This window comes from Ruminococcus sp. 1001713B170207_170306_F1 (assembly GCF_015668065.1).
Classification (GTDB): domain Bacteria; phylum Bacillota; class Clostridia; order Lachnospirales; family Lachnospiraceae; genus Blautia_A; species Blautia_A faecis.
Genome location: NZ_JADPEX010000034.1, coordinates 1 through 24,361, shown reverse-complemented (window position 1 = coordinate 24,361; position 24,361 = coordinate 1). Strand labels below are relative to the sequence as shown.

The following is a 24,361-nucleotide window of genomic DNA, read 5'->3' as shown; positions in this document are numbered from 1 at the left end:
TTTGATAGTTACTGGTCGCGGAGTGAACAGTAACATTTGATATACTAAAAATATATCAAGTATAAGAAATACCATCAAAAATGAGAACAAAAAAGGGCTGTATTCCTACAGCCCCCTGAAAAGCATTATTCTATAATTCTCGGAGCAGCCTTTACTTCCAGTTTTTTCAGGATATCCTGTGGGTTTTCAAATTTGGAGAGCATGATCATTGCTGCAATTACATATGGTTTGAAGCTTGCTTCTTTATAAAGCGGGATACGGTAACGGTCAAATACGCTTGCATCAACCTCACCGGTCTCACAGCTTACGCCTGTAATATCAGCTGGCAGACAGTGCAGGTAAAGCGCTTTGCCGTCCTTGGTAGTCTTCATAAGTTCTTCTGTGCAAGCCCAGTCTTTGTGCTCTGCATTCTGAGCAAGAAGCTCTTTTTCCAGTTTATCGATTCCGTCGAAGTCGCCTTCACCATAGAGGTTGGTACGTTTTTCCATTGCTGCAAATGGAGCCCAGCTCTTTGGATAAACGATATCAGCATCTTTGAATGCTTCTTCCATGCTGTTTGTCTTTGTGAAAGAACCGCCGGACTTCTCAGCATTTTTCTTGGCAATTTCCTCAACCTCTGGCATTACATCGTATCCTTCCGGATGCGCCAGAACAACGTCCATACCGAAACGTGTCATAAGTCCGATGACACCCTGTGGAACAGAGAGTGGTTTACCATAGGAAGGAGAGTAAGCCCATGTCATAGCAAGCTTTTTGCCTTTCAGATTCTCGACACCGCCGAATTCGTGGATGATGTGAAGCATATCTGCCATACACTGAGTAGGATGATCAACGTCACACTGAAGGTTTACAAGAGTAGGTCTCTGCTCAAGAATGCCATCTTTGTTTCCTTCTGTTACAGCATCCATAAAATCTTTCTGATAAGTATGTCCCTTACCGATGTACATATCATCACGGATACCGATTACATCAGCCATGAAAGATACCATGTTGGCTGTCTCACGAACGGTCTCACCGTGTGCAATCTGGGATTTCTTCTCGTCCAGATCCTGTACTTCAAGTCCAAGAAGGTTGCAGGCAGAAGCGAAGGAGAAACGGGTACGTGTGGAGTTGTCACGGAAAATGGAGATTCCCAGACCACTCTCGAATACCTTCGTGGAAATATTGTGCTCTCTCATGAAGCGGAGGGCGTCAGCAACTGTGAAAACAGCCTCCAGCTCCTCGTCTGTTTTATCCCATGTCCAGAAGAAGTCGTTGTTGTACATTTCTTTGAAGTTAAGGCTGTTAAGCTTGTCGATGTAATCCTGTAATGTTTTCATGAATTTTCTCCTTATATAATTAAAATTTATCTGGTACAGAGAATATTAAGAAACCGTCATATTGATTTATATGATTTTTCAATATTGCGTCAATATCGCAGATACTTAATTTTCGCTGTGCTGGTTATTTGTTAAAAGTACTATGTGTAAAGTGGAGGTATGGAGCAGACACATTGTAACAGCTGTCTGATCCAAGGGTGTGCAGCTTGCGGAACGTTTACAGTTTCTGTAGTTCTGATAAACAGATATTTCCGGATTATTTACAGTAAGCAGTAGGAAGTGCTGCGTAAACAGCTGCACATCTTACCAGATCATCTTTCCATGTTTTCTCGTTTGGAGCGTGAGCCTGTGCCTCTGCGCCAGGTCCAAATCCGATACATGGGATTCCGTTACGTCCCATAATGGAAACACCGTTGGTAGAGAATGTCCACTTGTCGGTAAGAGGACGGGCTTTTCTCATAGCTTCTGTCTCAGCATTGCCCATACGCTCTGTGCCATACAGATTGTGGTAAGCTTCCTCAAGAGCAGAAGTAACCTTGTGATCCTTCGGGATTACCCATGTTGGGAAATAGCACTCGATTGGATATACCAGCTCTGTCCAAGATGGACGGGAGTACTCATACATGGAAACCTTAACATCGTCACCATACTTTTTGACAGATGGAAGTGCGCGGATCTCATCCAGGCAGCTCTCCCAGGTCTCACCTGCTGTCATACGACGGTCAAGGGAAACGGCACAGGAGTCGGCAACTGCACAACGGCTTGGGGATGTGAAGAAAATCTCAGAAGTAGTAACCGTACCTCTTCCAAGGAAGTTTGCTTCTTCCCATTCTGGGTTATATTTCTTATCCAGCATTTTTACAAGACCTTTGATCTCGGTCTCATCTGCAGCATCATTTTCATTTAATGCACGAACATCCTGAAGGATGTCAGCCATCTTATAGATTGCGTTGTCGCCACGCTCAGGAGCAGAACCATGGCAGGAAACACCTTTTACATCAATACGGATCTCCATACGTCCGCGCTGTCCACGGTAGATACCGCCGTCTGTAGGCTCTGTGGAAACAACAAATTCCGGACGAACCTTGTCTTCGTTGATGATGTACTGCCAGCAAAGACCATCGCAGTCCTCTTCCTGAACAGTTCCTGTAACAACAACCTGATATTTGTCATTAAGAAGACCAAGATCTTTCATGATCTTAGCACCGTAAACAGCAGATACGATACCACCCATCTGATCAGAAGTTCCACGTCCGCCGATCTCAGTCTCAGTCTCAAATCCTTCATAGGGATCGAATTCCCAGTTGTTTCTGTTTCCGATACCTACAGTATCAATATGTCCGTCGAAACCGATGAGAGTGCTTCCAGTTCCCATATAGCCAAGGATATTTCCCATTGGGTCAATCTCAACTTTATCAAAGCCAAGCTTCTCCATCTCTTCTTTAATACGCATTACATGATCCTTCTCACCGCAGCTCTCGCCTGGAAAATGAACCAGTTCACGAAGAAATTTGGTCATATCTGCTTCATAATTCTGTGCAGCTTCTTTGATTTTGTTATAATCCATAACTTTTTACCTCCGTTTTTTGTAAAAAAGTATCATATTGTTATAAAAATTATTTGCTTAATGATTCGTTTGTTCCGTATAAGCCATCCCATACGATCTCACGGTAACGAACTGGATCTGTATCACCTTCTGTGGAGATTACCAGAATGTTGGAATTCTCATCCAGCTTCAGGGCCTCTTTCAGATCTTTGGCATCTTCGTCATGAAGCGCTGTATATGCAAGCCCCAACGGAACAGAACCGGATTCACCAGATATGATGTGTGGATCGTTTTCAAGAGGATTGGCATAAATACGTGTTGCCTTGGCACTCATCCAGTCTGGGCAGGACGCAAAGACGGTTACATGATTCTTCAGGATGTCCCATCCGATGGTATTTCCCTCGCCGCATGCAAGACCTGCCATAATGGTCTGAAGATCACCGGTTACATTTACCAGATTGCCGTCGGCCTGAACAGCAGAGCGATAGAGGCAGTCGGCAGCACTTGCTTCGCAGACAACCATTACCGGAGGATTTTCTTTATATTTGTGGGCAAAATATCCTACAACTGCACCTGCCAGAGAACCAACACCTGCCTGTACAAATACGTGTGTCGGGCGGTCAACGCCGTTCTCCTTCAGCTGTTTATCTGCTTCCAGTACCAGAGTGCCGTATCCCTGCATGATCCAGGATGGAATCTCCTCATAGCCAGCCCATGCAGTATCCTGAACGATGATGCCATGTTCTGTCTTAGCTGCTTCTGCGGCAGCCATTCTTACGCAGTCATCATAATTTACTTCTTCGATGGTTACTTCGGCGCCTTCCTTGGCGATGTTGTCAAAACGTGTCTTAGTGGTTCCTTTAGGCATTCTGACTACGGCTTTTTGTCCAAGGCGTTTAGCAGCCCATGCAACGCCGCGGCCGTGGTTTCCATCTGTAGCAGTGAAGAAAGTAGCCTGTCCGAATTCTTCTCTTAATTTATCAGAAGAGAGAACATTGTAAGGAAGCTGGCTGATATCGCGGCCGAGTTCCTTCGCTATGTAACGTCCCATTGCATAAGAGCCTCCAAGAACCTTAAAGGCGTTTAATCCGAAACGATAGGATTCATCTTTGCAGTAGATGCCCTTTACTCCAAGATAGGAAGCAAGAGCGGAAAGCTTCTGCAGTGGTGTTACGGAGTACTGGGGGAAACTTTTGTGGAATTCATTTGCTTTGGTTACGTTCTCTTCGGACATCAGGTCCAGGAATTTATCATCAGATCCCGGAACATGATTGACCGTCCATTTCAGTCCGTCTGTCATGGTGAAAACCTCCTTCGTGGTTTTTGTTATTAGAGTACATCTTAACTACATTTTTGTTTTTCTTATAAGTATAATAACATAAATAAATCAATTTGCAATAGAAAAATACAAAAAAATTTAGCTTTCTCAAAAAATATTTAGTTTGATTGCAAGAGCCTTCTGATTGTGGTAAAATATAGGGTATGGCATTTGAAAAAAGCCGAAGAAAAATAATGAAAATACTTTTGAACCGGGTGTATGGAACGTGCAGATTGCTGGAATGATTTTTCAAACACGCTACGGGAAAGGAGCAAGATTTTATGGCAGTATTTCGTGCATTTAAAGCACTTAGACCTACAGAGGAAAAGGCAGCAGCAGTAGCTGCCCTTCCATATGATGTAGTGAATAGAGAAGAGGCAGCAGCCATTGGGAAAGAGAATCCGGATTCTTTTCTCCATGTAGACAGGGCAGAGATGGATCTGCCGGCAGAGACGGACCTTTATGATGCGAAGGTTTATCAGAAAGCGAAAGAGAACCTGCATAAGATGGAGGAGACTGGCGTTCTGGTTCAGGACCATAAGCCGTGCTACTACATATATGAATTGGTACGCAAGGGGAAAGTTCAGACCGGAATTGCAGGCTGCGCTTCTATTGATGATTATCTGAATAATGTGGTGAAAAAGCATGAACTTACCCGATCAGATAAAGAGCTGGACCGAATCAATCATGTGGATGTATGTGATGCTAACACAGGACCCATTTATCTTGCCTGCCGTTATACAGATGCACTGAGTGCTCTTCTTGAGCAGTGGAAAAAAGAGCACAAAGCAGCCTATGATTTTACAGAAGAGGACGAGATCACACACCGTGTGTGGGTGATCGATGGGGATGAGGCGATTAGCCAGATACAGGGGGAGATGGAGAAGATTCCTGCACTTTATATTGCAGACGGACATCACAGAGCTGCCTCTGCTGTGAAAGTAGGGCTGAAGCGACGCCAGGAGAATCCGGATTATACAGGGGAAGAAGCGTTTAACTATTTTCTTTCCGTTGTTTTTTCATATGACCAGCTTACTATTCTGGCATATAATCGTGTGGTGAGGGACCTGAATGGGCAGAGCGTGGAAGATGTCCTTGAGAAAATTAAAGAGAACTTCGACATGACGATTGTTCCAGGTTTTCCTGCAAAGCCAGTGGAGAAGCATTGCTTTGGTATGTATCTGGATGGTTTCTGGTATCTTCTGAAAGCGAAACCGGAGCTTTATGAGGGAAAAGATGTGGTTGGTCAGCTGGATTCCCAGATTCTTCAGGACGTGGTTTTAGGTCCAGTTCTTGGCATTGGTGATCCAAGGACTGACAAGCGTATTAAGTTTGTAGGCGGAAGTCATAAGTTAAGAGAACTTCAGACTATGGCAGATGAGACCAGAGGCGTTGCGTTTGCGCTTTATCCTACTTCTATGGAAGATCTGATGCAGATTGCAGATGAGAGTAAGCTGATGCCGCCGAAATCCACCTGGTTTGAGCCGAAGCTGCGAAGCGGGATCTTTGTGCATAAGCTGAGAGGATGATAAAATGGAAACAGAAGAATTTATCTCAGGTTTTTGCAGAACCTGTAACGGCAGTCAGACAGTGTGCTGTGAATATGAAGAAAAAGATGGGAAAAGGATACTTACCTTTATGGACTGTGCCTATAAAAGATGTGTAAATCAGGGCGCCTGTGAAATTTATAAAGAAGCGCACCAGTTGGGAAGCGAGGAAGAGTAGCCGCAGCCTGCAGGCAGCAGACTGCAGAAAGCCTTTTTAAACACGCTCTAACGAACAGCAGGTAAAACTGGCAGAGGGTGTTCTGACTGGTTTTATAAAATAAGCCATATAATAACCAAATCCTGTAATGAGGAGACGGTATTATATGGCTTTTTTATAACATGTTTCCAATATGTTATTTTTGTTATAAAATATAAAAAAATAATTATAATATTACTTGTTTACATCAATATAACTATAAAGCGTATATTTAGAGATTCCAAAATAATTCGCTACTTTATCTCCGGACTTTGTAATAAGGAAAGCTCCGGAATCATTAAGAAACTGGATCGCAGTTACCTTATCCTCTTTATTCATGAGAGCTACCGGCTTGCCTACAAGCTTCACGGATTCCTCGATGAGACGATCCAGAAGATCGTTGACACTGTGAGTGATCTGCTTCGGCTTCTCTTCTTTGTTCTTCGGGGTGATCAGATCATCAAGAGCACTGTTGATCAGGGTCAGCTTGGTGATGTCGTAGTTGATGCCGAATACATAGTGAAGGCTGCCGTCATCGTCCTTTATATATGAAGTACTGCACTTCAAAATCTTGCCGTCTGCTGTTTTCATCAGGTAACCATTGTGGTCGGCTGGAGCATAGTCACTTCCCCGTCCTTTCTGGCGGATGCCGTCGAAAACTGCGTCCGATGGACCGTCACCTACATTTCGTCCGGTTACGTGTCCGTTTACAATATAGATAATGGAATGTTCCGGTTCTTTTGTCTTCAGATCATGGATGACGACCTCGCAGTCGGTCCCGAATTCTGCTGCGATATCCTGCGCAATCTGCTCTAAGACAGTTAATCTTCCCATATTTGTTCCCTCCTGTTTTGGATTTGATTTTTTTATTAAAAGCAGGAAAATCCTGCCATGGGTCGATGCCTGGAATCTCCGCATAGAATCCGGGCATCCTGTCTGTATTTATTACTGTTCACTGGGAGCGTTCCGCGAGGTGTTTTTTGTGAACAGAGTTCACAGAAAACCCGAGAATGTCGGCGCGAAATCATGCAAGGCATGATTTCTGTGCATCGCGAAGCGGGTCGCTGTGAACGTAGTGAACAGTAACCTGTATTCGTATGTTGCAGATAGTAACGAATGACTTACTATATTTATAATAGCATGTCAGAAAAAAAATAAAAAGACAATTTTACAAAAAAATTATTGAAGGCTTAAAAAAATTCGTATTTATTTTGTTGAAGATGGAAAATACATGTGGTATATTTACATTAAAATAAGATATGAGGTAAATAAAATTGGTTATTTTGTATAAATGCAAGTCAATGTGGAAGAAAAATAAATACAGGACTGGCTTGGGAATGGCAGATAACTACAGAAATGTGAAGGGAGGATCTGTTGTATGAAATATCTTTTGAAAAACGGAACCGTAATATCAGGTGCAGGCACAAGGAAACAGGATGTGTTGGTGGAAGGCGAAAAAATCATAAAAGTAGGAGAGGAGCTTTCACAGCCAGATGCCAAGGTGGTGGATGTATCCGGTAAGCTCCTTTTCCCGGGATTTATTGACGGACATACCCATTTTGACCTGGAGGTCGCAGGTACTGTAACAGCAGATGATTTCGAGACAGGAACAAGAGCGGCAATCCTTGGCGGAACCACTCTGGTTATTGATTTTGCTTCACAGGATAAAGGTGGACATACCCTGAAAGAGGGCCTTGAGAAATGGCACAAAAAGGCTGACGGCAAATGTTCCTGTGACTATTCTTTTCACATGTCCATTGTAGAATGGAATGAGGAGACAAAGAAAGAAATTCAGGATATGATCAATGAGGGCATTACCAGCTTCAAGCTATATATGACTTACCCGGCAATGATCGTAGACGACGAGGATCTTTATAAGATCATAAAGGCCTTAAATGAAAAAGGCTGTTTCGCAGGCGTACATTGTGAAAATGCAGGCGTGATCGACGCATTGACCCAGGAAGCGAAAGCACAGGGAAAACTGGGTCCGGAGAATCATCCTCTTGTACGTCCGGATACCATGGAAGCCGAGGCAGTACACCGTCTTCTTGTAATTGCGAAGGAAGCAGGAGCTCCGGTCATGGTGGTGCATTTGACCAACCGCAAGGCATACGAAGAAATCATCCGTGCCCGGGAAAATGGTCAGAGCGTATTTGCAGAGACCTGTCCTCAGTATCTTCTTCTGGACGACAGCGTTTATTCTAAACCTGATTTCGAAGGTGCCAAATATGTTTGCGCTCCGCCAATCCGCAAGAAAGCGGATCAGGATTGCCTGTGGAAAGCCCTGGCAGATGGAGATATCCAGACAGTAGCTACAGACCAGTGCAGCTTTACCCTTGCCCAGAAAGCAATGGGAAAAGCGGATTTTACCAAGATTCCAGGTGGCCTGCCGGGAGTTCAGACAAGGGGAACTCTTCTTTATACTTACGGCGTGCGCACCGGCAAAATTACAGTCGAGAAAATGTGCCAGCTTTTGTGTGAAAATCCAGCTAAGTTGTACGGTGTATATCCAAACAAAGGAGTTATCGCCGAAGGCAGCGACGCAGACATTGTAGTATTTGATCCGGAAAAAGAGAATGTAATTTCTGCGGAAACACATGCTTATAATACAGACAATAACCCCTATGAAGGCTTTGAAATACATGGAGATATTGACAAGGTATTCCTCCGGGGAAAACTTGCTGTGGATGATGGAAAAATGGTGCAGGAGAAACTTGGAACTTATATTAAGAGAGGATTGAGACAGCCACTGGCCTAGAACGTGTCTGAAAAAGGCTTTTTGCAAGATGTGCGCCACAATTTGTGGGAGATTTTACCCGAACTCGGTTGCCGTAGCCCGCGTTTTTTGAAAGTGAATATTGTTTGAAAAGTGAGCAGATCATGAAGGAAAGTATTGGGCATCAGCGAAAGAAATAATGAAAGCGAAGAAAAAAGGAACAGCCATAATTGCAGCTATTTCTGTAATTGTTAAAAGATAATGTAAGGTAGCCGTAAAATAATGAATGACCAGAAACTCTTACAGTAAAGGAAATAAGAGTTTCTGGTCATTTAAGTTTTGTGAGATGTGAATGAACTGCTATTGTGCGACTAAAGATATGAGAGCAAATAATACTTTTTAGCTTTTAAAGCTTACTTTCTGCGCTAAATCATAAATCATGTCTTTTCACATACCCTGTCAGAAACAGTGCAGCGGCTCCGTCACATGTGGCATTACATGCTGCTGCAAAAGCATCATTCAGTGCAAAAACAGCGAACATCAGCGCCTGACCGGAATCTCCGAATTTCAGGATTCCGGTCAGGGTTCCCAGGGATACCATTACGGTTCCCCATGGAAGTCCGGGTGTGCCAATGGAACAGGTGGCAAGCAAAATACTGAAGATCACCATAGTTCCCGGTGCAGGAACAGAGCCGTACAGAATACGGGAGATCATCATAGCGAAGAATACCTCTGCAAGCACAGAACCACAGTGATGAATCTGGGTAAAAAGAGGAATTGCCTCTTTGATAAGCTCGGAATCAAGCGGCACACATTTGTCAGCTGCTTCCTGTGAATATTTTTCCACAGCTGTGGAAGAATGGGTTCTTAAAGCCATTTTACAGACCGGTATATAATTTTTCAAAATTCCCCATGCCTTTTCTCCGGCATAAGATCCTGCAATATGATACAGAACCAACACCCAGACCATATAAGCCGGAATTATAATAATAAGTGCCAGAAGCAACAGTGGCAGATACTTGATGAAATATCCCTGATAAGCCAGTGTACATAGAGAAAGCCCGATATAAGCAGGCAGCAGTGGAAGAAGAATCCTGGACATCAGGGAAAGGGTGATTCCCCGAAACTCCTGCAAAAGCTCTTTGGTTCGCACTGCATTGGTCCAGCAGGCACCAAGGGCAAGCAAAATAGCAAGTACTAACGCGCTCAGTGCAGAAACCGGTGCTGGAATGGGAAGCTCAAACAAGGTATCCGGCAGGAAGCGGAAAGATAAACTGTCTGTGGATACCGGAAGTTTTGGAATGATCAGATATCCAAGAACGGATGCGAAAGCTGCGGCTCCAAGCATGGAAAAATAAGTGATCCGGACAATTGGCGCGGTGACTGGTGTGGGAGCTTTTTTTACGGAAATAATGGAAGATGCCACAAGACCGATAATGATCAGCGGTGCCAGAAAGGTGATTATCTGACTTAGCACATAACGGGCTGTAACCACCAGATTCAAAGCCCCGGAGGTCAGTCCCATAGTTCTTGTGGCATTAAAAAACAGGCCTGCAAGGAGGCCGGGTATACTGACTGCCAGAATCCGAATAGGAAAACTGGCCATAATTCTTTTTTTCTTCATTGTGAAAATTCCTCCGGATGTATTATAATATATAGGAATGAAAGGTGCAATGAAATTTTAAGCGCTGCATCATCCTCTTGCCAATAAAAGGTTACTGTTCACTCCGTGACCAGTAACGCGCTTCGCGATGCACAGAAATCATGCATTCGCATGATTTCGCGCCGCAATTCTCGGGTTTTCCGTGAACTTTGTTCACAAAAAACACCTCGCGGAACGTTACCGGTGAACAGTAACAATAAAAGGGATTGATTTAAGAATGCCTGGTAATGATGGCAGGAAGGGATGGGTAGTTGATATGACAGGATGGAGTGAAAAATCATGTATAATAAAATTTATCAGATTCTTGATGAAAAAGGCAGGGCAAAAACTGGAATTTTTCTGGATGGACCATATATGGGAAAGAAGTGCATTTTGAAACCGGAAACGGTTATTAGAGAAGAAAACTGTGGTGAAGCTGCTGAAAAAAAATCAGGTGTACAGCTGATCCCCGAGAAAACGGAAGATGCTTCCATATGGGATAATTATCTGAATATTCTGAGTGAGACGAAAGAGACAAAAGTGACAGAAGCAGACAGTCACCGGCTTTTCGTAGAAGATTACCGCAAGAATCCAAGGCTTGTGATCTTTGGCGGCGGTCACGTATCCCAGCCTACTGCTCATCTGGGAAAAATGCTTGGTTTCCATGTAACGATCATGGATGACAGAGAATATTTCGTGACAAAGGAGCGTTTTCCAGAAGCAGATCAGCTGGTCTACGGTGATTTTAAAGAACTGGATAAGTACATTACGCCTTACGATAACACTTATTATGTAATCCTTACCAGAGGTCACATTGGTGATGCAGACTGCCTTCGCAGGCTTCTCCATCGTCCCTACGAATATCTTGGCATGATCGGCAGCAAAAACAAAGTGCGGATCACCAAGGAAAATCTTCTAAAAGAAGGTTACACTCTGGAGCAATTGGACGAAGTCCATGCACCAATCGGAATTCCTCTTGGCGGGCAGCTTCCGGAGGAAATTGCAGTGAGCATTATGGCAGAGATTATTAAGGTAAAAAATCAGCATTATTCCGCATACTGTGATGAAAAAGTAGAGACAGCAGTTCTGGAAGGTCGTCATGGTGTCATGGTCACTATCGCAGAGAAATCCGGCTCTTCTCCAAGAGGAGTAGGAAGCAAAATGTTCGTAGAACCATCCGGACACATTACAGGCAGCATTGGTGGCGGCAAAGTAGAGTACGAAGTCATCAATCATTGTAAAGAAGTACAGGAAAAAGAAGTAAAACACTATGCCTTAACAGCAGACGGCCAGGACAGTCTTGGAATGATCTGCGGCGGACAGGTGACGGTGGTATTTGAGCGGGTATAAGTTATGGAATGGGAAAATGTTCCTATAACACGTACAAGATCACATTGTAAACCAATAAGAATTCAGGCTGGCTTCTACAGAAGATATGTGGACCAGGCTGTTTTCTTTGTGTATATAAAACATAGATGTGATGGCACTTCTAAAAAAGAAATCAATCCCTGTCCGCTCTGACAGACAATTCCCCAAACTTGAATTTATATAATTATCTCTCTAACTTTCCCCATTTTATAGGCTTTCCCGCCTGTCCATTAGTGAAATGATATGTAGTTTCCCTTATTTTTGCCCTTATGAGATAATCACAAGGGAAATAAGGGAAATTTTTTAGTCATTGCCTACCACTTTATCAAGAAGCCGAACCGATTTTCGTTTCGCATCTCTTGTGGAGTGAGCATAGACGTTCATTGTGGTACTGACATCTGAGTGTCCTAACAATTCCTGCACATCTTTTGGGGCAGCTCCATTTGCTAAAAGGTTGCTTGCATAGGTGTGACGTAACTGGTGGAAATGAAAGCCTTCAAATCCCTCTAATGTTTTTGCTACCTTTCTGCATACCGTTCCCAAAGTAGTCGGAAGTTCCAGACAGCCATCAGGTCTTAAGCAGACGAAAGAAATTTCTTTATAATCTGCCGGGACTTCCTCTGTTCTGTCTAAGCAATAATACTCGTAGTACACTCTGTTTTTCTCTTTGACCTCTTTGTAGTAGTTCGTGTGATAAAGTTCTCCATACTGCATTCGATTTTTTAACTGCTCTTTCCGGGCATTACGGAAAATCTCTACCAGCGTATCTCCAAAATCAACAATCCTCACTTTTTTCCGCTTGGTTGGTCCGATGATATATTTGCGTTTTGAGCCATCATATCGGATGCTGCGTCTTATGGTAAGGCATTGTTCTTCCAGATTTACGTCCTGCCATGCCAAACCACAGGCTTCTCCAATACGAAGCCCGGCATAATAGGCTATCTGGATTGGAAGTATTGCGGCTGGGTTCTTTTTTTGAAGATACGTAAGCAGTCTTTCATAATCTTCTCGTGAAATTGGTTGGATATTTCCGTCCATGTCCTCATCCGAAAACAAATCAACTTCGTCCGTCTGATACCGCAGTTTAATATACTGCATGGGATTGAACGTAATATACTGTTTTGGAAATACTGCAAAGCGGAAGGACTGCTGCATGACTGCGGAAAAAGAATGGATGTAATCTTTGCTGTAACCCTTTTTCTCTTTTCCATCGGGATGAACTCCCCCAAAGGAAAGCAAATCAAAGAAGGATTGCAAATGCTCAGAGGTTACATTTTTTAATTTCCGTTCTGCCAATGGGTGTTTCTTGATATTTCGGATTGTTCCGAGGTAATTCTCCACAGTACCATTGCTGAGCGTACCTGTTTTTAATTCCTCCTCTGCCCACACATCCAGAAGTTGTCCGACTGTGAGATTTTCCGCTTTGGCAACAAATTTCTTTTTTTCATAATCATCCATTGCCTGACGGAGCAGCTTTTCAGTTTCACTTTTGCTTTCTGTTCCAACGCATTCTTTTTGAACAAGATTGCCGCTTGCGTCCTCTACATAGAAGCGGTAGTACCATTTCTTTCCTTTTTTTCTTACAGATCCTTTTGCCATAATCGTATATCTCCTTTCGATATTAGACAATCGGAACTGATGAAATGCTTCGTGCGTGTAAGTATATCATAACTCCGGTTGTCTTACTATACCGATTCGGAATCTTCGTATAAGACTTCTGATAAAAGATTTGCAAGCCTTTGTTCTGCTGTTTTTGGTTTCTTGGAATAGAGCCTTACAACGTCTGCCATCTCATTAAGAGCATTGATGGTAGGAGTGATTTCCCTTAAGAACATAATCTCATTATATTCCTCATTCGATTCAAACCCTATTGTTTTGGCAATATCCGTCTGACCAGCATTCCCCTTGAAATTTTTGCAGGCGAACTGGAAGGAATCCAAAAACAGACCATATTGTTTTAACATCAGCAGTAATAAATCTTTTGAAAAAGCATCTTCTTCTTTGGTAAGGGCAAGCGGTAACTGTTCCAGAATATCTCCCATCGCATCACGAATCTGTAACTCTCTCTTATCCGTAATGTCGGTTTCATATTCATCTGTTTCCCCTTTGAGCCATTCCACAGATACATGGAGTGCTTCCGAAAGACCTTCCAGCACCATTTTTTTCGTATTGTCAATCGAACCATTCTCATAACGCAGGATTGTAGAAGCGGTAACCCCCATCTTTTCTGCGACATAAGGCTGTGTCAGATTCAATTCCAGACGGCGCTGTTTTACTCTGCTGCCTATCAGCTTGCGTAGTTCTTTATCTTTCATGCTGACTGCCTCCTTTTTCGGTATGTATGAATTATAGCATTGTTTTTCTAAAATTGCAATATGCAACATAAAGTTTGTTTTTGATATTTCGTAACGCTTGACAAAAAGATATGAAAAGGATATACTTACATCACAAGAATTGCATAATGCAATTTATAAGGAGGTGATTATATGACGCAAAGAAAAATTGCATTATCCATCGAAGAAGCTGCTGACTATACGGGAATCGGCAGAAATACCTTAAGACAGCTTGTAGAATGGAAGAAACTTCCAGTATTAAAGGTTGGTCGCAAAGTCCTGATTAAAACCGATATTCTGGAAATGTTTATGGAAGCTAATGAAGGTCGTGATTTGAGGGATAGAGGAAATGTAAAAGCCGTAACAAGAACTGCGGCAAATTAAAAAGGCGGCTTCCGAAGAAACCGCCAAAGGTTCTATCAGACCGAAGCCATGATATACCTACACGCAAGAAGATTATACCATGTGCTTCTTCTGATACGCAACCGAGAACTTATGTTTGTGAAGGAAAGGAGAATGTAAGAATGGCAAAATCAACAAAAAGTTATGAAGAACGAATGCTTGAAATGGAAAAGAAGGAACAGGAAAGCCTTGAAAAAGCAAAACGATATGCAGCACAGAAGAAAGAACTTCTAAAACGAAAGAAAGCCGAAGAAAGTAAAAAACGAACCCATAGGCTCTGTCAGGTTGGCGGTGCGGTGGAATCCGTTCTTGGTGCGACTATTGAGGAGGAAGACATCCCAAAGCTGATTGGTTTTCTGAAAAAGCAGGAAGCCAATGGGAAATTTTTCTCAAAGGCAATGCAGAAAGAAACAAATACCGATATGGAGGAAGTGTAATGGCGGATGGGATGAGTTTTTCATTCCCTTCATTGCTTTTTCATGAAGGGCGCACTTATGGACAACCAGAGGTCGTCCCAATAAGTTTGCCACAAGTGGCAACCGGTCTGCGCTCACGCTTGCCGGGCTCGTTCCGTCGGCGGGGCTTTCAGACAGACCTGCTCATGCCACAGGAGGCACTCTTCGCCAGAGAGGCGCATTCCATGCAGGCTGCTATGCGCAGGGCACTCTTACGCAGAGGGCGTTCTGGCAATGCTGCTTTTTCTAAAATCGAAAGCAATGTTGCCGGAAATCTATACCGGATGTGCAGAAAGGAGGAATCCAGATATGGCGATTTTTCATTACACAATCAAAATAGTCGGACGAAGTAAAGGGAAATCTGTTATCTCCGCTTCCGCATATCTCAATGGGGATGTGATGAAAAACGAGGAAACCGGGAGAATCAGTTATTACACTTCTAAAAAAGAAGTGGTCTACACCAGTCTGATGATGTGTGAAAACGCACCTCCTGAATGGCAGATAGTACCAGAAGAAAATATAAAACGCTTTCAAAAATCTGTCCGCTACAAAAGGTCAGAAGATAAAGAAGCTGCTTTAGAAAAATTCAAAATCACATTTCAGAAACAAAGATTATGGAATGAGGTATTGAAGATTGAAAAAAGTGCGGATGCCCAACTTGGCAGGTCATTTGAATTTGCCCTCCCAAAAGAATGGAGCAGACAGGAACAGATTCAATATACATCCGACTATATCCAAAAAACATTTGTGGATAAGGGAATGTGTGCTGATTGGAGTATCCACGACAAAGGGGATGGCAACCCCCATGTCCACCTGCTTCTGACGATGCGACCTTTTAACCCGGACCATTCTTGGGAAAAGAAAGAAGTCAAGGATTGGGATTTTGTCAGAGATAAAAGCGGAAATATCGTGATTGACGAATCCCACCCGGACTGGTGGCAGGATAAGAAAAACCCTGACCATCATGGAATCCGTATCCCTGTATTAGACGAAAACGGAATCCAGAAGATTGGTGCAAGAAACCGCCTGCAATGGAAACGGGTGCTGACCGATGCTACTGGATGGAACAATCCCAAAAATTGTGAGCTGTGGCGGAGTGAGTGGGCAAAGGTGTGTAATGAACATCTTCCTTTGCATAATCAGGTTGATCACCGTTCTTATGAAAAACAGGGAAAACTCCAGATTCCTACCATCCATGAAGGTGCTGACGCAAGAAAGATTGAACAAAAATTTCTTGCCGGGCAGGAAATAAAAGGTTCGTGGAAAGTAGCGGAAAATCAAATCATAAAACAGCAAAACACGTTATTGCAAAAGATACTGGACACCTTTGGAAAAGTATCAGGTGCATTATCATTATGGAAGGAGCGATTAAATGACATTAGAAGAAAGCCGGGAAGTCATTCCCATGATGGAATCAATGATAAACCAGATCGAGGAACAGCAGAACCTTATGGCAGAGATGGTACAGGAATTACAGGAAAAAGACAGACAGCTTCTGTCCTTTCAGGAGCAGAACCAGAGTTTGCAGATATTAAACAGCGAGTTATCCGGACTGCTGAATCTTTTGCCAGATACAGAAGAACTGCTTTCCCAGATCGAACAGCAGAAAAACAGAATCGAACAGTTGGAAACCGAGAATCAGCAATGGCAGGAATTAACGCAGAAGCTGAACAACGAGAACAGCTTATTGCTGAAACAGAGCAGAGAATTACTGACCTTAAACAGCAGATAGAGAAAGTGAGGGATATAGATGCGAGAATGCGTAAACTTAGAGAACGTCGGTCAAGTGGAAGAACTTCTACAGATGACAGAACAGATGCAGGACGAACTGGATCAGAAAGACCAGATGATTATGGAACTGAACAGGCAGCTAAACAGATCGCTGACCTTGAACGAGAAATTGAACAGCGAAAACAGAGTCGAGAATATCGAAGCATTGCGGACAAGATTAAGGAAAATAGAAGAACAATTAGCCAACGAGACAGACAGCAGGAAAAGAGCCGACGCAGAAGTCGTGGCATGGAAATTTAGGTATGAAAAAGCGGAACAGGCAAAACGCTATGCACAGACACACCAAAAGACAACAGAGGTAGCTGTTGAGAAAAAAGTGCCCTATGAGAAATGCGATAACTGTGACCGCACTGCTTACCAAAAAGCAAAAGAAAAATGCGATAACCGTAAAATTCAGTTAGAGAAAAAATATAAAAATATGACGGCTGGTTATGAAAGTATCCTGTTTCTGCTGGCATGGTACAGTATAGCCATTACACTATTCACTGCTATCCTTTCTCCAGTTTTCTTTAGTGACTGTATTAGCTTTTTCAGTATGTTTGCTAAAGGAATCTTAAGCCTGTTTCAAAAATTTGTTGCAGGTGCAGATTCTTTCGGACAGTTAAGCAGTGGAATCTCAAATAGTATCATTTCAGGGATTGTGTACTGGCTGATTGTAAGTATTGTTATGGGAATTTTATTTATCATAACGGGATTGCTGATAATCGGGACTGGCTATCAGGTGGGGAAAATCTACCGGAAATATTGCTGGGATATTATCAGCATCATGGTGGTGATAATGAGTACAGCTATCATAATCTATTTCGGAAAATGGATAAAATCAATTATTCCGATAAACCTCATTATGTTGCTACTTCTGGTACATGCGGTTTATATCGGAATCCGATGTTATGTGAAAAACTGGCGAGAAAAACGAGGATATTTTTAAAGTAAAATGGGCAGGTAAAACTGCCTGTTTTTCACAAAATAAATATACTTATTTTTAGTTATCCAGATTTTTAGAGTCTGTGAAAACTGTTCTTTGATTTTTAACACTATTTTTTATAATCTTCCAAATGAATCTGTTTTGATTGATTGACAATTACCGAGCTATTCTAGTATATTTAATCCATAAAGCAGATACAAAATCGCAGATGTGCAGGTGAACAGACATGAAAAATATCCATAGCATTGAATTTTATACTGGAAGCAAGGAAGAACTGCTTCCCGGTTTTGAAAAAGATTTTCCCTATATCGCTTCAAGGGCAGAACTTGACAAGTATATCGGACATTATGTACCGTGGCACTGGCACAAGACAGTGGAACTTTTTTATATGGAAAGTGGTAGCATTGAATATGATACGCCGGGAGGAAAACTGTTGTTTCCGGCTGGAAGCGGCGGCATAGTAAATTCCAATGTACTCCATATGACAAAAGCAATATCGCAGAAAGAAAAGAATATACAGCTACTTCATATTTTCGATGTTTCCCTACTTGCCGGGGAACAGGGAAGCAGGATTGAACAAAAATATATTGCGCCTATCATAACAGCCCCACAGATTGAGGTAATTCCGCTTTTTCCAGGCAATGCAGAAGAAGAAAGGATTTTGAAACTGCTTGCCGCTTCATTTCGTTTATCCAGTGATGAATTTGGATATGAAATAAAACTGCGGGAAACCCTAACAGAAATATGGCTCATGCTTTTTGAACTATCCCGTCCTATGCGTGAAAAAAAGGGGGAACATAATAAAAGCAACGATAAAATAAAGCTGCTGATGATATATATTCACGAACATTACAGAGAGAAAATCTCTATCCCGGAACTTGCGGCAGCAGCATACCTAAGCGAAAGGGAGTGTTATAGAGTGTTCCATGACTGTCTGCACATGACACCCGTAGAGTATATAAAGGCTTACCGTCTGCAAGCTGCCTGTCAGATGCTAGCAAAGGGGCAGGAAGCAGTTACCGTTATCAGCCATGAGTGCGGTTTGGGGAGTAGCAGTTATTTTGGAAAGGTTTTTCGAGAATACACACATTGTTCACCCACAGAATATCGGAGAAAATGGCAGAATAGTGATAGATAAGGGCAGAAAAGAAATATTTTTTCTATTCCTTTTGCATTATAATGATACCTGTAAAGTAAATCCGTCATTTACAGGAGGTGAGTGCAAAGTGGTAAAACTGAACATTCTGAACATGAAAAATTTTTTAGATACGGTCAATAGCTGTTCCGGCAAAGTAAATATGCTCTGCCCGGATGGTAAAAAACAAAACATCAATGGGGAAGAAAAGATACAGGGCAGTTTGTGGCGGCAATACTCCCAAAACAAAAACTGTTTGCGGCTTGTTTTAGAAGTTCCGAATCCAACGGACTATATGAACATTGTTTCGTACTATGCCGGGGATTGCTGATTTATCTGTAAATATTTCATCATAAAGGGGCTGGACAGTTTATCTTCCAGCCCCGCCCTTTTGAAAGGAGTTAAAAATGGAGTTGAACATTCAGACCGCAGAACTGGCATTAAGGGAAGCGGCAGAATCCAATCCGGGAGCATGGGCAGAACATTCCCGGTATGTAGCCGAAGCCTGTAAAAACATTGCGTCACACTGTAAAGATTTATCTTCTGAACAGGCGTATATTTTCGGGCTGTTACACGATATTGGACGTTATGCCGGAGTGAGTTCGGAAAGGCATCTGATAGACGGCTATCGTTACTGTATGGAGCGTGGGTGGGGAAAAGCCGCACAAATATGTATATCCCACGCATTTATGATACAGGATATTGCCACATCTATCGGAGAGTTTGATGTCAGTGATGAGGATTACCTGTTTATGAAAGAATTTGTTGCAAATGCGGTATATGATGATTATGACCGTCTTGTACAGTTATGTGACGCATTGGCTATGCCTTCGGGGTTCTGTCTTTTGGAAAAGAGATTTGTAGACGTGACAATGCGATACGGCGTTCACCCAGCGACAATAGACAGATGGAAAAAGATTTTAGAGATTAAAGAACGGTTTGAGGATCAGATTGGCTGTTCTATCTATGCCCTGCTTCCGGGCGTTATGGAAAACAGTTTTCGTTAAGGGGGGATATTGTGTATTACGAATCCAGTGATTTTTTGGAAACAGCGGACAGCGATACGTTAAAGCAGATTGCCCGCACAAGGGAATTAACACGGAAATATTATTTTTCTGATTATAGAGATACAGAAAAACGCACTTCCATTCTTCGGGAGCTGTTGGGCGGAATAGGGGAAAATGTGGCAATCGACACGCCTTTTCATTGCGACTATGGAAAAAATATTTTTTTGGGAAATGATGTGATCGTCAATATGAATTGTACCTTTGTGGATAACAAAACTATCCGAATTGGCGACAGGGTATTGATTGCGTCAAATGTGCAGATTTATACATCTTCACACCCTGTCTTACCACAGGAAAGGTTTGTGCCGGATTGGAGGGAACGTCAGACAACATTTTTTAGAACCTATGCACGTCCGATAGAAATAGAAAGTAATGTCTGGATTGGCGGCGGCTGTATTCTTCTGCCCGGAGTCACTATAGGAAAAAACAGCGTGATAGGGGCTGGAAGTGTAGTTACCCGCCCTATCCCGCCTAATTGTGTTGCAGTAGGAAATCCATGCAGGGTGATACGTTATTTTGATACAGACAGGGAAAGGTGGCAGCATGAAGTATAAGCATATCGTTTTTGACATTGACGGCACTCTGATTGATACGGAATATGCTGTATTACATTCTTTACAGGAAACTATAAAGGGATTGTCCGGGAGAGAGATACCATGTTCTGAACTAAGATTTGCGTTAGGGATTACAGGAACAGACGCTTTGAAAAAACTTGCGATAAAAGACACTTCCTATGCGATAGAATTATGGGATAAAAATATGCGTAACTATACAAATAACATTAAAGTATTTGACGGAATCGTTGAATTATTGAAAAATCTTCTAAGTCTGGATTATGAAATGGGGATTGTCACATCAAAGACAAGGGAAGAATTTACACATGATTTTTGTCCGTTTGGTATCAGTCATTATTTCAAAACAATCATATGTGCAGACGATACACAGGAACATAAACCCAATGCCGCACCGATTTTGAAATATGTGGAATTATCAAAAACAGACCATAGGAAAGTACTTTATATCGGAGATAGCAAATATGACAGTAAATGTGCGGAAAATGCGGGAATTGATTTTGCTTTAGCAGTATGGGGCAGTCATAATAAGCACATAAAAGCAGATTATTTTTTAGAAAAACCTGCCAATCTGTTATCTGCTATCACTTCAGAGAAATTTTATTAGCGATGAAAGATCGAACGAAAATGACTCCGAGGTATATTAAAAAAACTTGCTTGATCAATTATGGTGATTTTGATTAAGTAGCCTGTATGTAAAATAAAGCATACAGGCTACTTGTGGTTTACAATTCCAAAGAATCTTCTGCATCTACCCACATTTGCATATTACCATCAAGATATAATCGTGCATATTCAAGTGGCTCATCAATAGCAAGTGTATTTAATGCGCAGTCTGATCCAGGAGTGGTTTTTAAGTTCTTCTCAGCTTCCCAACAGTCAATGCGGAGCATATAACCGGCATTGGTATAAACATCAATGCTGTTTCTGTGTGGATTGTATTCTGCAAATATTGTTCTCATCGTATCTTATCTCCATTTTTTTAATAATCAGTTATAGAGTTAAATATCGAAAACATTTCAATCAGTTCACCATGTTGTTATTGTTATATGTTATACTGTGTTATGAAATTTTCTTTCCCTTAATTTTTCCCATATTAAGGTTCATGAAAGTTAATGGGAGAATGTAACACAAGGGAAAGAGTAAGGGAAAGTACACTTGCTACAAACTTAGTGTTTTCAAGGGTTTGCGAAGAATTTGATAATCAAATATAATAGTTATTAAATTTCCTAAAATAAGTGGAATATCAACTTAAAATTATCTAAATACCATAGATTTACAATTCGTGTCATTTTCTGGCGTTTCGTGACAGAATTATTGAAATAATTTCCGACTTTTTTATAATGAGAATAACAAATGGGAGTACATCAAATGGGAGTACATTAAATGGAAAAGGAGGGATGTCGTGTATTGTATTGCTATATTGACTGATCAGAAACAGGAAGGACAGAACTGTGCGGAATATATCAGAAATTACTGTACAGAAAAGAAAGTTTTTCCATTGATTGAAATCTATCAGGACCAGGAACAATTTTTTGAGTGGACACGAAAAACAGTACCGGCAGTGGTGTTTCTTGCATTACCTGGTGTGTCCGGTTTGAATGCGGCAGAACATCTTCGTTCCCTGTATCCCAAATGTGGGATCATCTGGTGCAGTGATCTTGATTTTTCGCTTCATGCGTTCAGGATGCGGATAGAATATTTTTTTATGAAACCTATGGAAGAGCAAAAAATAAAAGAAGGACTTTCCATTTGGTTTGAACGCAGCAAGGTAATATGATAAAAACACTCAGGAGGAAAACAATATGAAGAAAAGAGCTTTAATTCTTGCAATGATCACTTTTATAGCTGCTGCAACATCTGAATCATCAATAAATATGGTACGTGCAGAAGAAACACAGACGGAGGAAAATACAGCTCAGACATCAGAACTGCCCATAAAGACACTTACACAGAAGGTTATTGACGAGAATCCTTATATGGCAGCAAGTGATTCCAATATTCATCATGACTGCTACAATACAGATTCCACAGACGAAGTATTACCGGTAGGCATTTATTCAGAAATCAATGTTTCTTATGAAAAAACCAATGCAAATGCGTCTCCTGCTATCTTTTTCGATTCCTATGGACATGCAGTGGTTCCGTTGCTTGGTGGACTGGCAATTCGTGATATCAATGCAGAGGAAACACAGACACTGGGATATTTTTCTCCAAAACAGCATGACAATGGAGAATATCTGATCCAGAGCTCCTATTCCTTTGTAGATGAGAGTAACCGTCTGGTGTGTCCGACCAATAATAACCATGTGCTGATGCTGAAAGCAACAGATGAAGACGGAAACATACTTCCGGAATTTGAGAAAGTGCTGGATATTGATATTAAAGCAGCGGCAGAGGCAGCACTTGGAAAAACACTGGATCAGAATCTTCTTGCTGTAGTGTTTGACTATGAAGGAAATCTCTGGTTTGCAACCGGAGGATTCCGTATTTACCCTGACAGGAAACAGCAGGGTGCTATGGGCTATATTTCCCGTACAGCTATTGATGCCATTTTAAATGGAGAGGAAACGGATCTGTCAGAGGCAGTCTTCGTATATGAGCTGGCTCCGGGAGAGGGTGCAGAGAATGGAATTGCAGCATCCAAGGATGGAGCAGTGATCCTGACGAATCAGAACTGTTATCTGCTGCAGGCGGACAATGGGGTGAAGAAAATCTGGGAAACTCCTTACGAGAGTGCTGGTGCGAAAGAAAGCAAAGAAGGGGATGAAACAACTGGCGGAGGTCTTGCCTGGGGCAGCGGATGCTCTCCATCCCTTACAAAAGATCTGGTGATGTTTACTGATAATCAGGAGACCGTAAATCTTCTTGCCTTGGATATGAAAACAGGAGAAGTTGTTGCAAGTCTCCCTGTGATCGATGAACTTCCGGAGGGCAGTCAGGTATCTGTTGAAAATTCTGCGATCGTGTATGATAACGGTGCAGGAACCGTAAGTACCATCGTATGTAACTGGTTTGGTGCAGGAAGTGCCAACCTGGGAAAAGAGGACAGTGATTCCTCCATTCAGAGTTATACCAATATTTATGATGAAAATTGGTTGAAACAGGGAAATAAAATGATCACGCCGGGTGTGGAACGCGTAGATACGATTAAGACTGAGGATGGATACGAAATGAAGAGTATCTGGTGCAGAAGTGATCTGTCAGATACTTCCATGATGAAATTATCTACGGCAACCGGATATATCTACGGATATGTACAGAATCTGGAAAACGGTATGTGGCAGTATATTATACTTGATTTTGAGACCGGTGAAACTGTTTTTTCCATGGATGTTGCCAGCAAGCCTATGTACAACAACATGGCTATCGGAATGTATGCCGGAAACAGCGGAAATTCACTTTACTGTCCTACCGGTTATCTGGAACTTCTGAGACTTCAGGACAGATTCGTTTATCTGCCGGAAATGCCTTATCGTAGGGTTAATCTGGATCAGGCGATGCGCAATGTGTTAGGCCAGGAGAAATTTGCGGCAGATGGTGGCCTGGGAGATGTGGAAGGATGGCTGAATACGATCACAATTGAGAATGTGCATCCGAATACAACCGTTGCAATACGTATGAAAGGAATCTCTGGGGAAACAGGTTCTCTGAAGCTGTATGCATACGGCACAGATGGTACCTTGAAAGAAGTTCCAACAGAGAAATGGCATATCCAGACAGAAGATGGTGAAACACCGGATACATTATCCGAAGATGTACTGTATGAGGTACACATGACTGTGGAAGATGGCGGTGACTTTGATCTCAGTGAAACAGAAAAGGAGATTAAGATATCTGCTGTTCTGGGAATCTGAAGGAGGTCTGATAAACAACCATCAGTTGAGCCGGTGCTTGTTAACTAAGAACGCTATATTTCAAATATGCTTTATTGCAAAGATACACTTAGGGGTGTCAAGCGTTTTTGAAAATGTCCTAAAATAATTGAAGTATTAGCCCCGGCTTTTTGCTGGGGCTTGTTATATTGAT

At 42.1% G+C, this 24,361-nt stretch carries 24 protein-coding genes; 16 read left to right on the top strand and 8 right to left on the bottom strand.

Going from position 1 to position 24,361, the window contains the following annotated elements; translation table 11 throughout:
• Positions 1-125 precede the first annotated feature (125 nt).
• From ygeW to dpaL, 3 genes are all read right to left on the bottom strand, one after another.
• Positions 126-1,319, bottom strand: a complete 1,194-nt coding sequence (ygeW, locus tag I4V84_RS17260; RefSeq protein WP_195993038.1) for a knotted carbamoyltransferase YgeW — start codon at positions 1,317-1,319, stop codon at positions 126-128.
• Positions 1,320-1,575: 256 nt separating this feature from the next.
• Complete coding sequence (locus I4V84_RS17255) at positions 1,576-2,886, bottom strand: YgeY family selenium metabolism-linked hydrolase (protein ID WP_118583378.1); 1,311 nt, start codon at positions 2,884-2,886, stop codon at positions 1,576-1,578.
• A 49-nt stretch (positions 2,887-2,935) separates the two neighbouring features.
• The gene (gene dpaL, locus I4V84_RS17250; RefSeq protein WP_118583380.1) at positions 2,936-4,165 is read right to left on the bottom strand and encodes a diaminopropionate ammonia-lyase; all 1,230 of its coding nucleotides are present in this window, start codon (positions 4,163-4,165) and stop codon (positions 2,936-2,938) included.
• A 299-nt stretch (positions 4,166-4,464) separates the two neighbouring features.
• On the opposite strand from dpaL, the gene I4V84_RS17245 reads away from it, so the two are divergent.
• Positions 4,465-5,712, top strand: coding sequence for a DUF1015 family protein (locus I4V84_RS17245; RefSeq protein WP_195993037.1), 1,248 nt, complete (start codon positions 4,465-4,467; stop codon positions 5,710-5,712).
• 4 nt (positions 5,713-5,716) lie between these two features.
• Entirely contained in the window at positions 5,717-5,908 is a 192-nt protein-coding gene (locus tag I4V84_RS17240; RefSeq protein WP_118583384.1) for a hypothetical protein, read from the top strand.
• Positions 5,909-6,121: 213 nt separating this feature from the next.
• Here I4V84_RS17240 and I4V84_RS17235 read toward each other — a convergent pair whose 3' ends face one another.
• The gene (locus tag I4V84_RS17235) at positions 6,122-6,760 is read right to left on the bottom strand and encodes a helix-turn-helix transcriptional regulator (protein WP_148463365.1); all 639 of its coding nucleotides are present in this window, start codon (positions 6,758-6,760) and stop codon (positions 6,122-6,124) included.
• A 544-nt stretch (positions 6,761-7,304) separates the two neighbouring features.
• Here I4V84_RS17235 and hydA point away from each other — a divergent pair.
• Entirely contained in the window at positions 7,305-8,684 is a 1,380-nt protein-coding gene (gene hydA, locus I4V84_RS17230; protein WP_195993036.1) for a dihydropyrimidinase, read from the top strand.
• Between the two features lie 388 nt (positions 8,685-9,072).
• On the opposite strand, the gene I4V84_RS17225 is transcribed toward hydA, so the two are convergent.
• Positions 9,073-10,266 (bottom strand): cation:dicarboxylase symporter family transporter, encoded by a 1,194-nt coding sequence (locus I4V84_RS17225; RefSeq protein WP_195993035.1) that lies wholly within the window; start codon positions 10,264-10,266, stop codon positions 9,073-9,075.
• Positions 10,267-10,584: 318 nt separating this feature from the next.
• Here I4V84_RS17225 and I4V84_RS17220 point away from each other — a divergent pair, with 318 nt between their 5' ends.
• On the top strand, positions 10,585-11,634 hold the full coding sequence (locus tag I4V84_RS17220) for an XdhC/CoxI family protein (protein WP_195993034.1): 1,050 nt from the start codon (positions 10,585-10,587) through the stop codon (positions 11,632-11,634).
• Positions 11,635-11,955: 321 nt separating this feature from the next.
• Here the strand turns inward: I4V84_RS17220 and I4V84_RS17215 are convergent, their stop codons facing one another.
• Together I4V84_RS17215 and I4V84_RS17210 are read right to left on the bottom strand one after the other, a co-directional pair.
• Complete coding sequence (locus I4V84_RS17215; protein WP_008394179.1) at positions 11,956-13,251, bottom strand: tyrosine-type recombinase/integrase; 1,296 nt, start codon at positions 13,249-13,251, stop codon at positions 11,956-11,958.
• An 86-nt stretch (positions 13,252-13,337) separates the two neighbouring features.
• The gene (locus tag I4V84_RS17210) at positions 13,338-13,967 is read right to left on the bottom strand and encodes a helix-turn-helix transcriptional regulator (RefSeq protein WP_015530715.1); all 630 of its coding nucleotides are present in this window, start codon (positions 13,965-13,967) and stop codon (positions 13,338-13,340) included.
• Between the two features lie 171 nt (positions 13,968-14,138).
• Between I4V84_RS17210 and I4V84_RS17205 the strand changes: the two genes are divergently transcribed.
• The 10 genes from I4V84_RS17205 (at position 14,139) to I4V84_RS17160 (ending at position 20,939) form a co-directional block, all read left to right on the top strand.
• The gene (locus I4V84_RS17205; RefSeq protein ID WP_004843519.1) at positions 14,139-14,369 is read left to right on the top strand and encodes a helix-turn-helix domain-containing protein; all 231 of its coding nucleotides are present in this window, start codon (positions 14,139-14,141) and stop codon (positions 14,367-14,369) included.
• Positions 14,370-14,509: 140 nt separating this feature from the next.
• Positions 14,510-14,824 (top strand): hypothetical protein, encoded by a 315-nt coding sequence (locus I4V84_RS17200; protein ID WP_008394181.1) that lies wholly within the window; start codon positions 14,510-14,512, stop codon positions 14,822-14,824.
• A complete protein-coding gene (locus I4V84_RS17195) occupies positions 14,824-15,195 on the top strand; it encodes a hypothetical protein (protein WP_195993033.1) in 372 nt (123 codons plus the stop codon). The genes I4V84_RS17200 and I4V84_RS17195 overlap by 1 nt, the downstream gene beginning before the upstream one ends.
• The gene (locus I4V84_RS17190) at positions 15,152-16,873 is read left to right on the top strand and encodes a MobA/MobL family protein (protein ID WP_279311245.1); all 1,722 of its coding nucleotides are present in this window, start codon (positions 15,152-15,154) and stop codon (positions 16,871-16,873) included. The genes I4V84_RS17195 and I4V84_RS17190 overlap by 44 nt, the downstream gene beginning before the upstream one ends.
• Positions 16,857-17,561, top strand: a complete 705-nt coding sequence (locus I4V84_RS17185; RefSeq protein WP_055196675.1) for a DUF6040 family protein — start codon at positions 16,857-16,859, stop codon at positions 17,559-17,561. The genes I4V84_RS17190 and I4V84_RS17185 overlap by 17 nt, the downstream gene beginning before the upstream one ends.
• A 223-nt stretch (positions 17,562-17,784) precedes the next feature.
• Positions 17,785-18,696, top strand: coding sequence for an AraC family transcriptional regulator (locus I4V84_RS17180; protein WP_195993032.1), 912 nt, complete (start codon positions 17,785-17,787; stop codon positions 18,694-18,696).
• 88 nt (positions 18,697-18,784) lie between these two features.
• Positions 18,785-19,024, top strand: a complete 240-nt coding sequence (locus I4V84_RS17175; protein WP_016304805.1) for a hypothetical protein — start codon at positions 18,785-18,787, stop codon at positions 19,022-19,024.
• A gap of 76 nt (positions 19,025-19,100) precedes the next feature.
• Positions 19,101-19,700 carry an HDOD domain-containing protein gene (locus I4V84_RS17170; RefSeq protein WP_019162948.1) on the top strand — a complete coding sequence of 200 codons (600 nt, stop codon included), beginning with the start codon at positions 19,101-19,103 and terminating at the stop codon, positions 19,698-19,700.
• An 11-nt stretch (positions 19,701-19,711) separates the two neighbouring features.
• Positions 19,712-20,314 carry a sugar O-acetyltransferase gene (locus tag I4V84_RS17165; RefSeq protein WP_117674858.1) on the top strand — a complete coding sequence of 201 codons (603 nt, stop codon included), beginning with the start codon at positions 19,712-19,714 and terminating at the stop codon, positions 20,312-20,314.
• The gene (locus tag I4V84_RS17160; protein WP_016304801.1) at positions 20,304-20,939 is read left to right on the top strand and encodes an HAD family hydrolase; all 636 of its coding nucleotides are present in this window, start codon (positions 20,304-20,306) and stop codon (positions 20,937-20,939) included. The genes I4V84_RS17165 and I4V84_RS17160 overlap by 11 nt, the downstream gene beginning before the upstream one ends.
• A gap of 118 nt (positions 20,940-21,057) precedes the next feature.
• Here I4V84_RS17160 and I4V84_RS17155 read toward each other — a convergent pair whose 3' ends face one another.
• Positions 21,058-21,294, bottom strand: coding sequence for a DUF6061 family protein (locus I4V84_RS17155; protein WP_012744332.1), 237 nt, complete (start codon positions 21,292-21,294; stop codon positions 21,058-21,060).
• Positions 21,295-21,755: 461 nt separating this feature from the next.
• On the opposite strand from I4V84_RS17155, the gene I4V84_RS17150 reads away from it, so the two are divergent.
• Positions 21,756-22,112 carry a response regulator gene (locus I4V84_RS17150; protein WP_179962556.1) on the top strand — a complete coding sequence of 119 codons (357 nt, stop codon included), beginning with the start codon at positions 21,756-21,758 and terminating at the stop codon, positions 22,110-22,112.
• A gap of 25 nt (positions 22,113-22,137) precedes the next feature.
• On the top strand, positions 22,138-24,189 hold the full coding sequence (locus tag I4V84_RS17145; protein WP_195993031.1) for a hypothetical protein: 2,052 nt from the start codon (positions 22,138-22,140) through the stop codon (positions 24,187-24,189).
• Positions 24,190-24,361 lie beyond the last annotated feature (172 nt).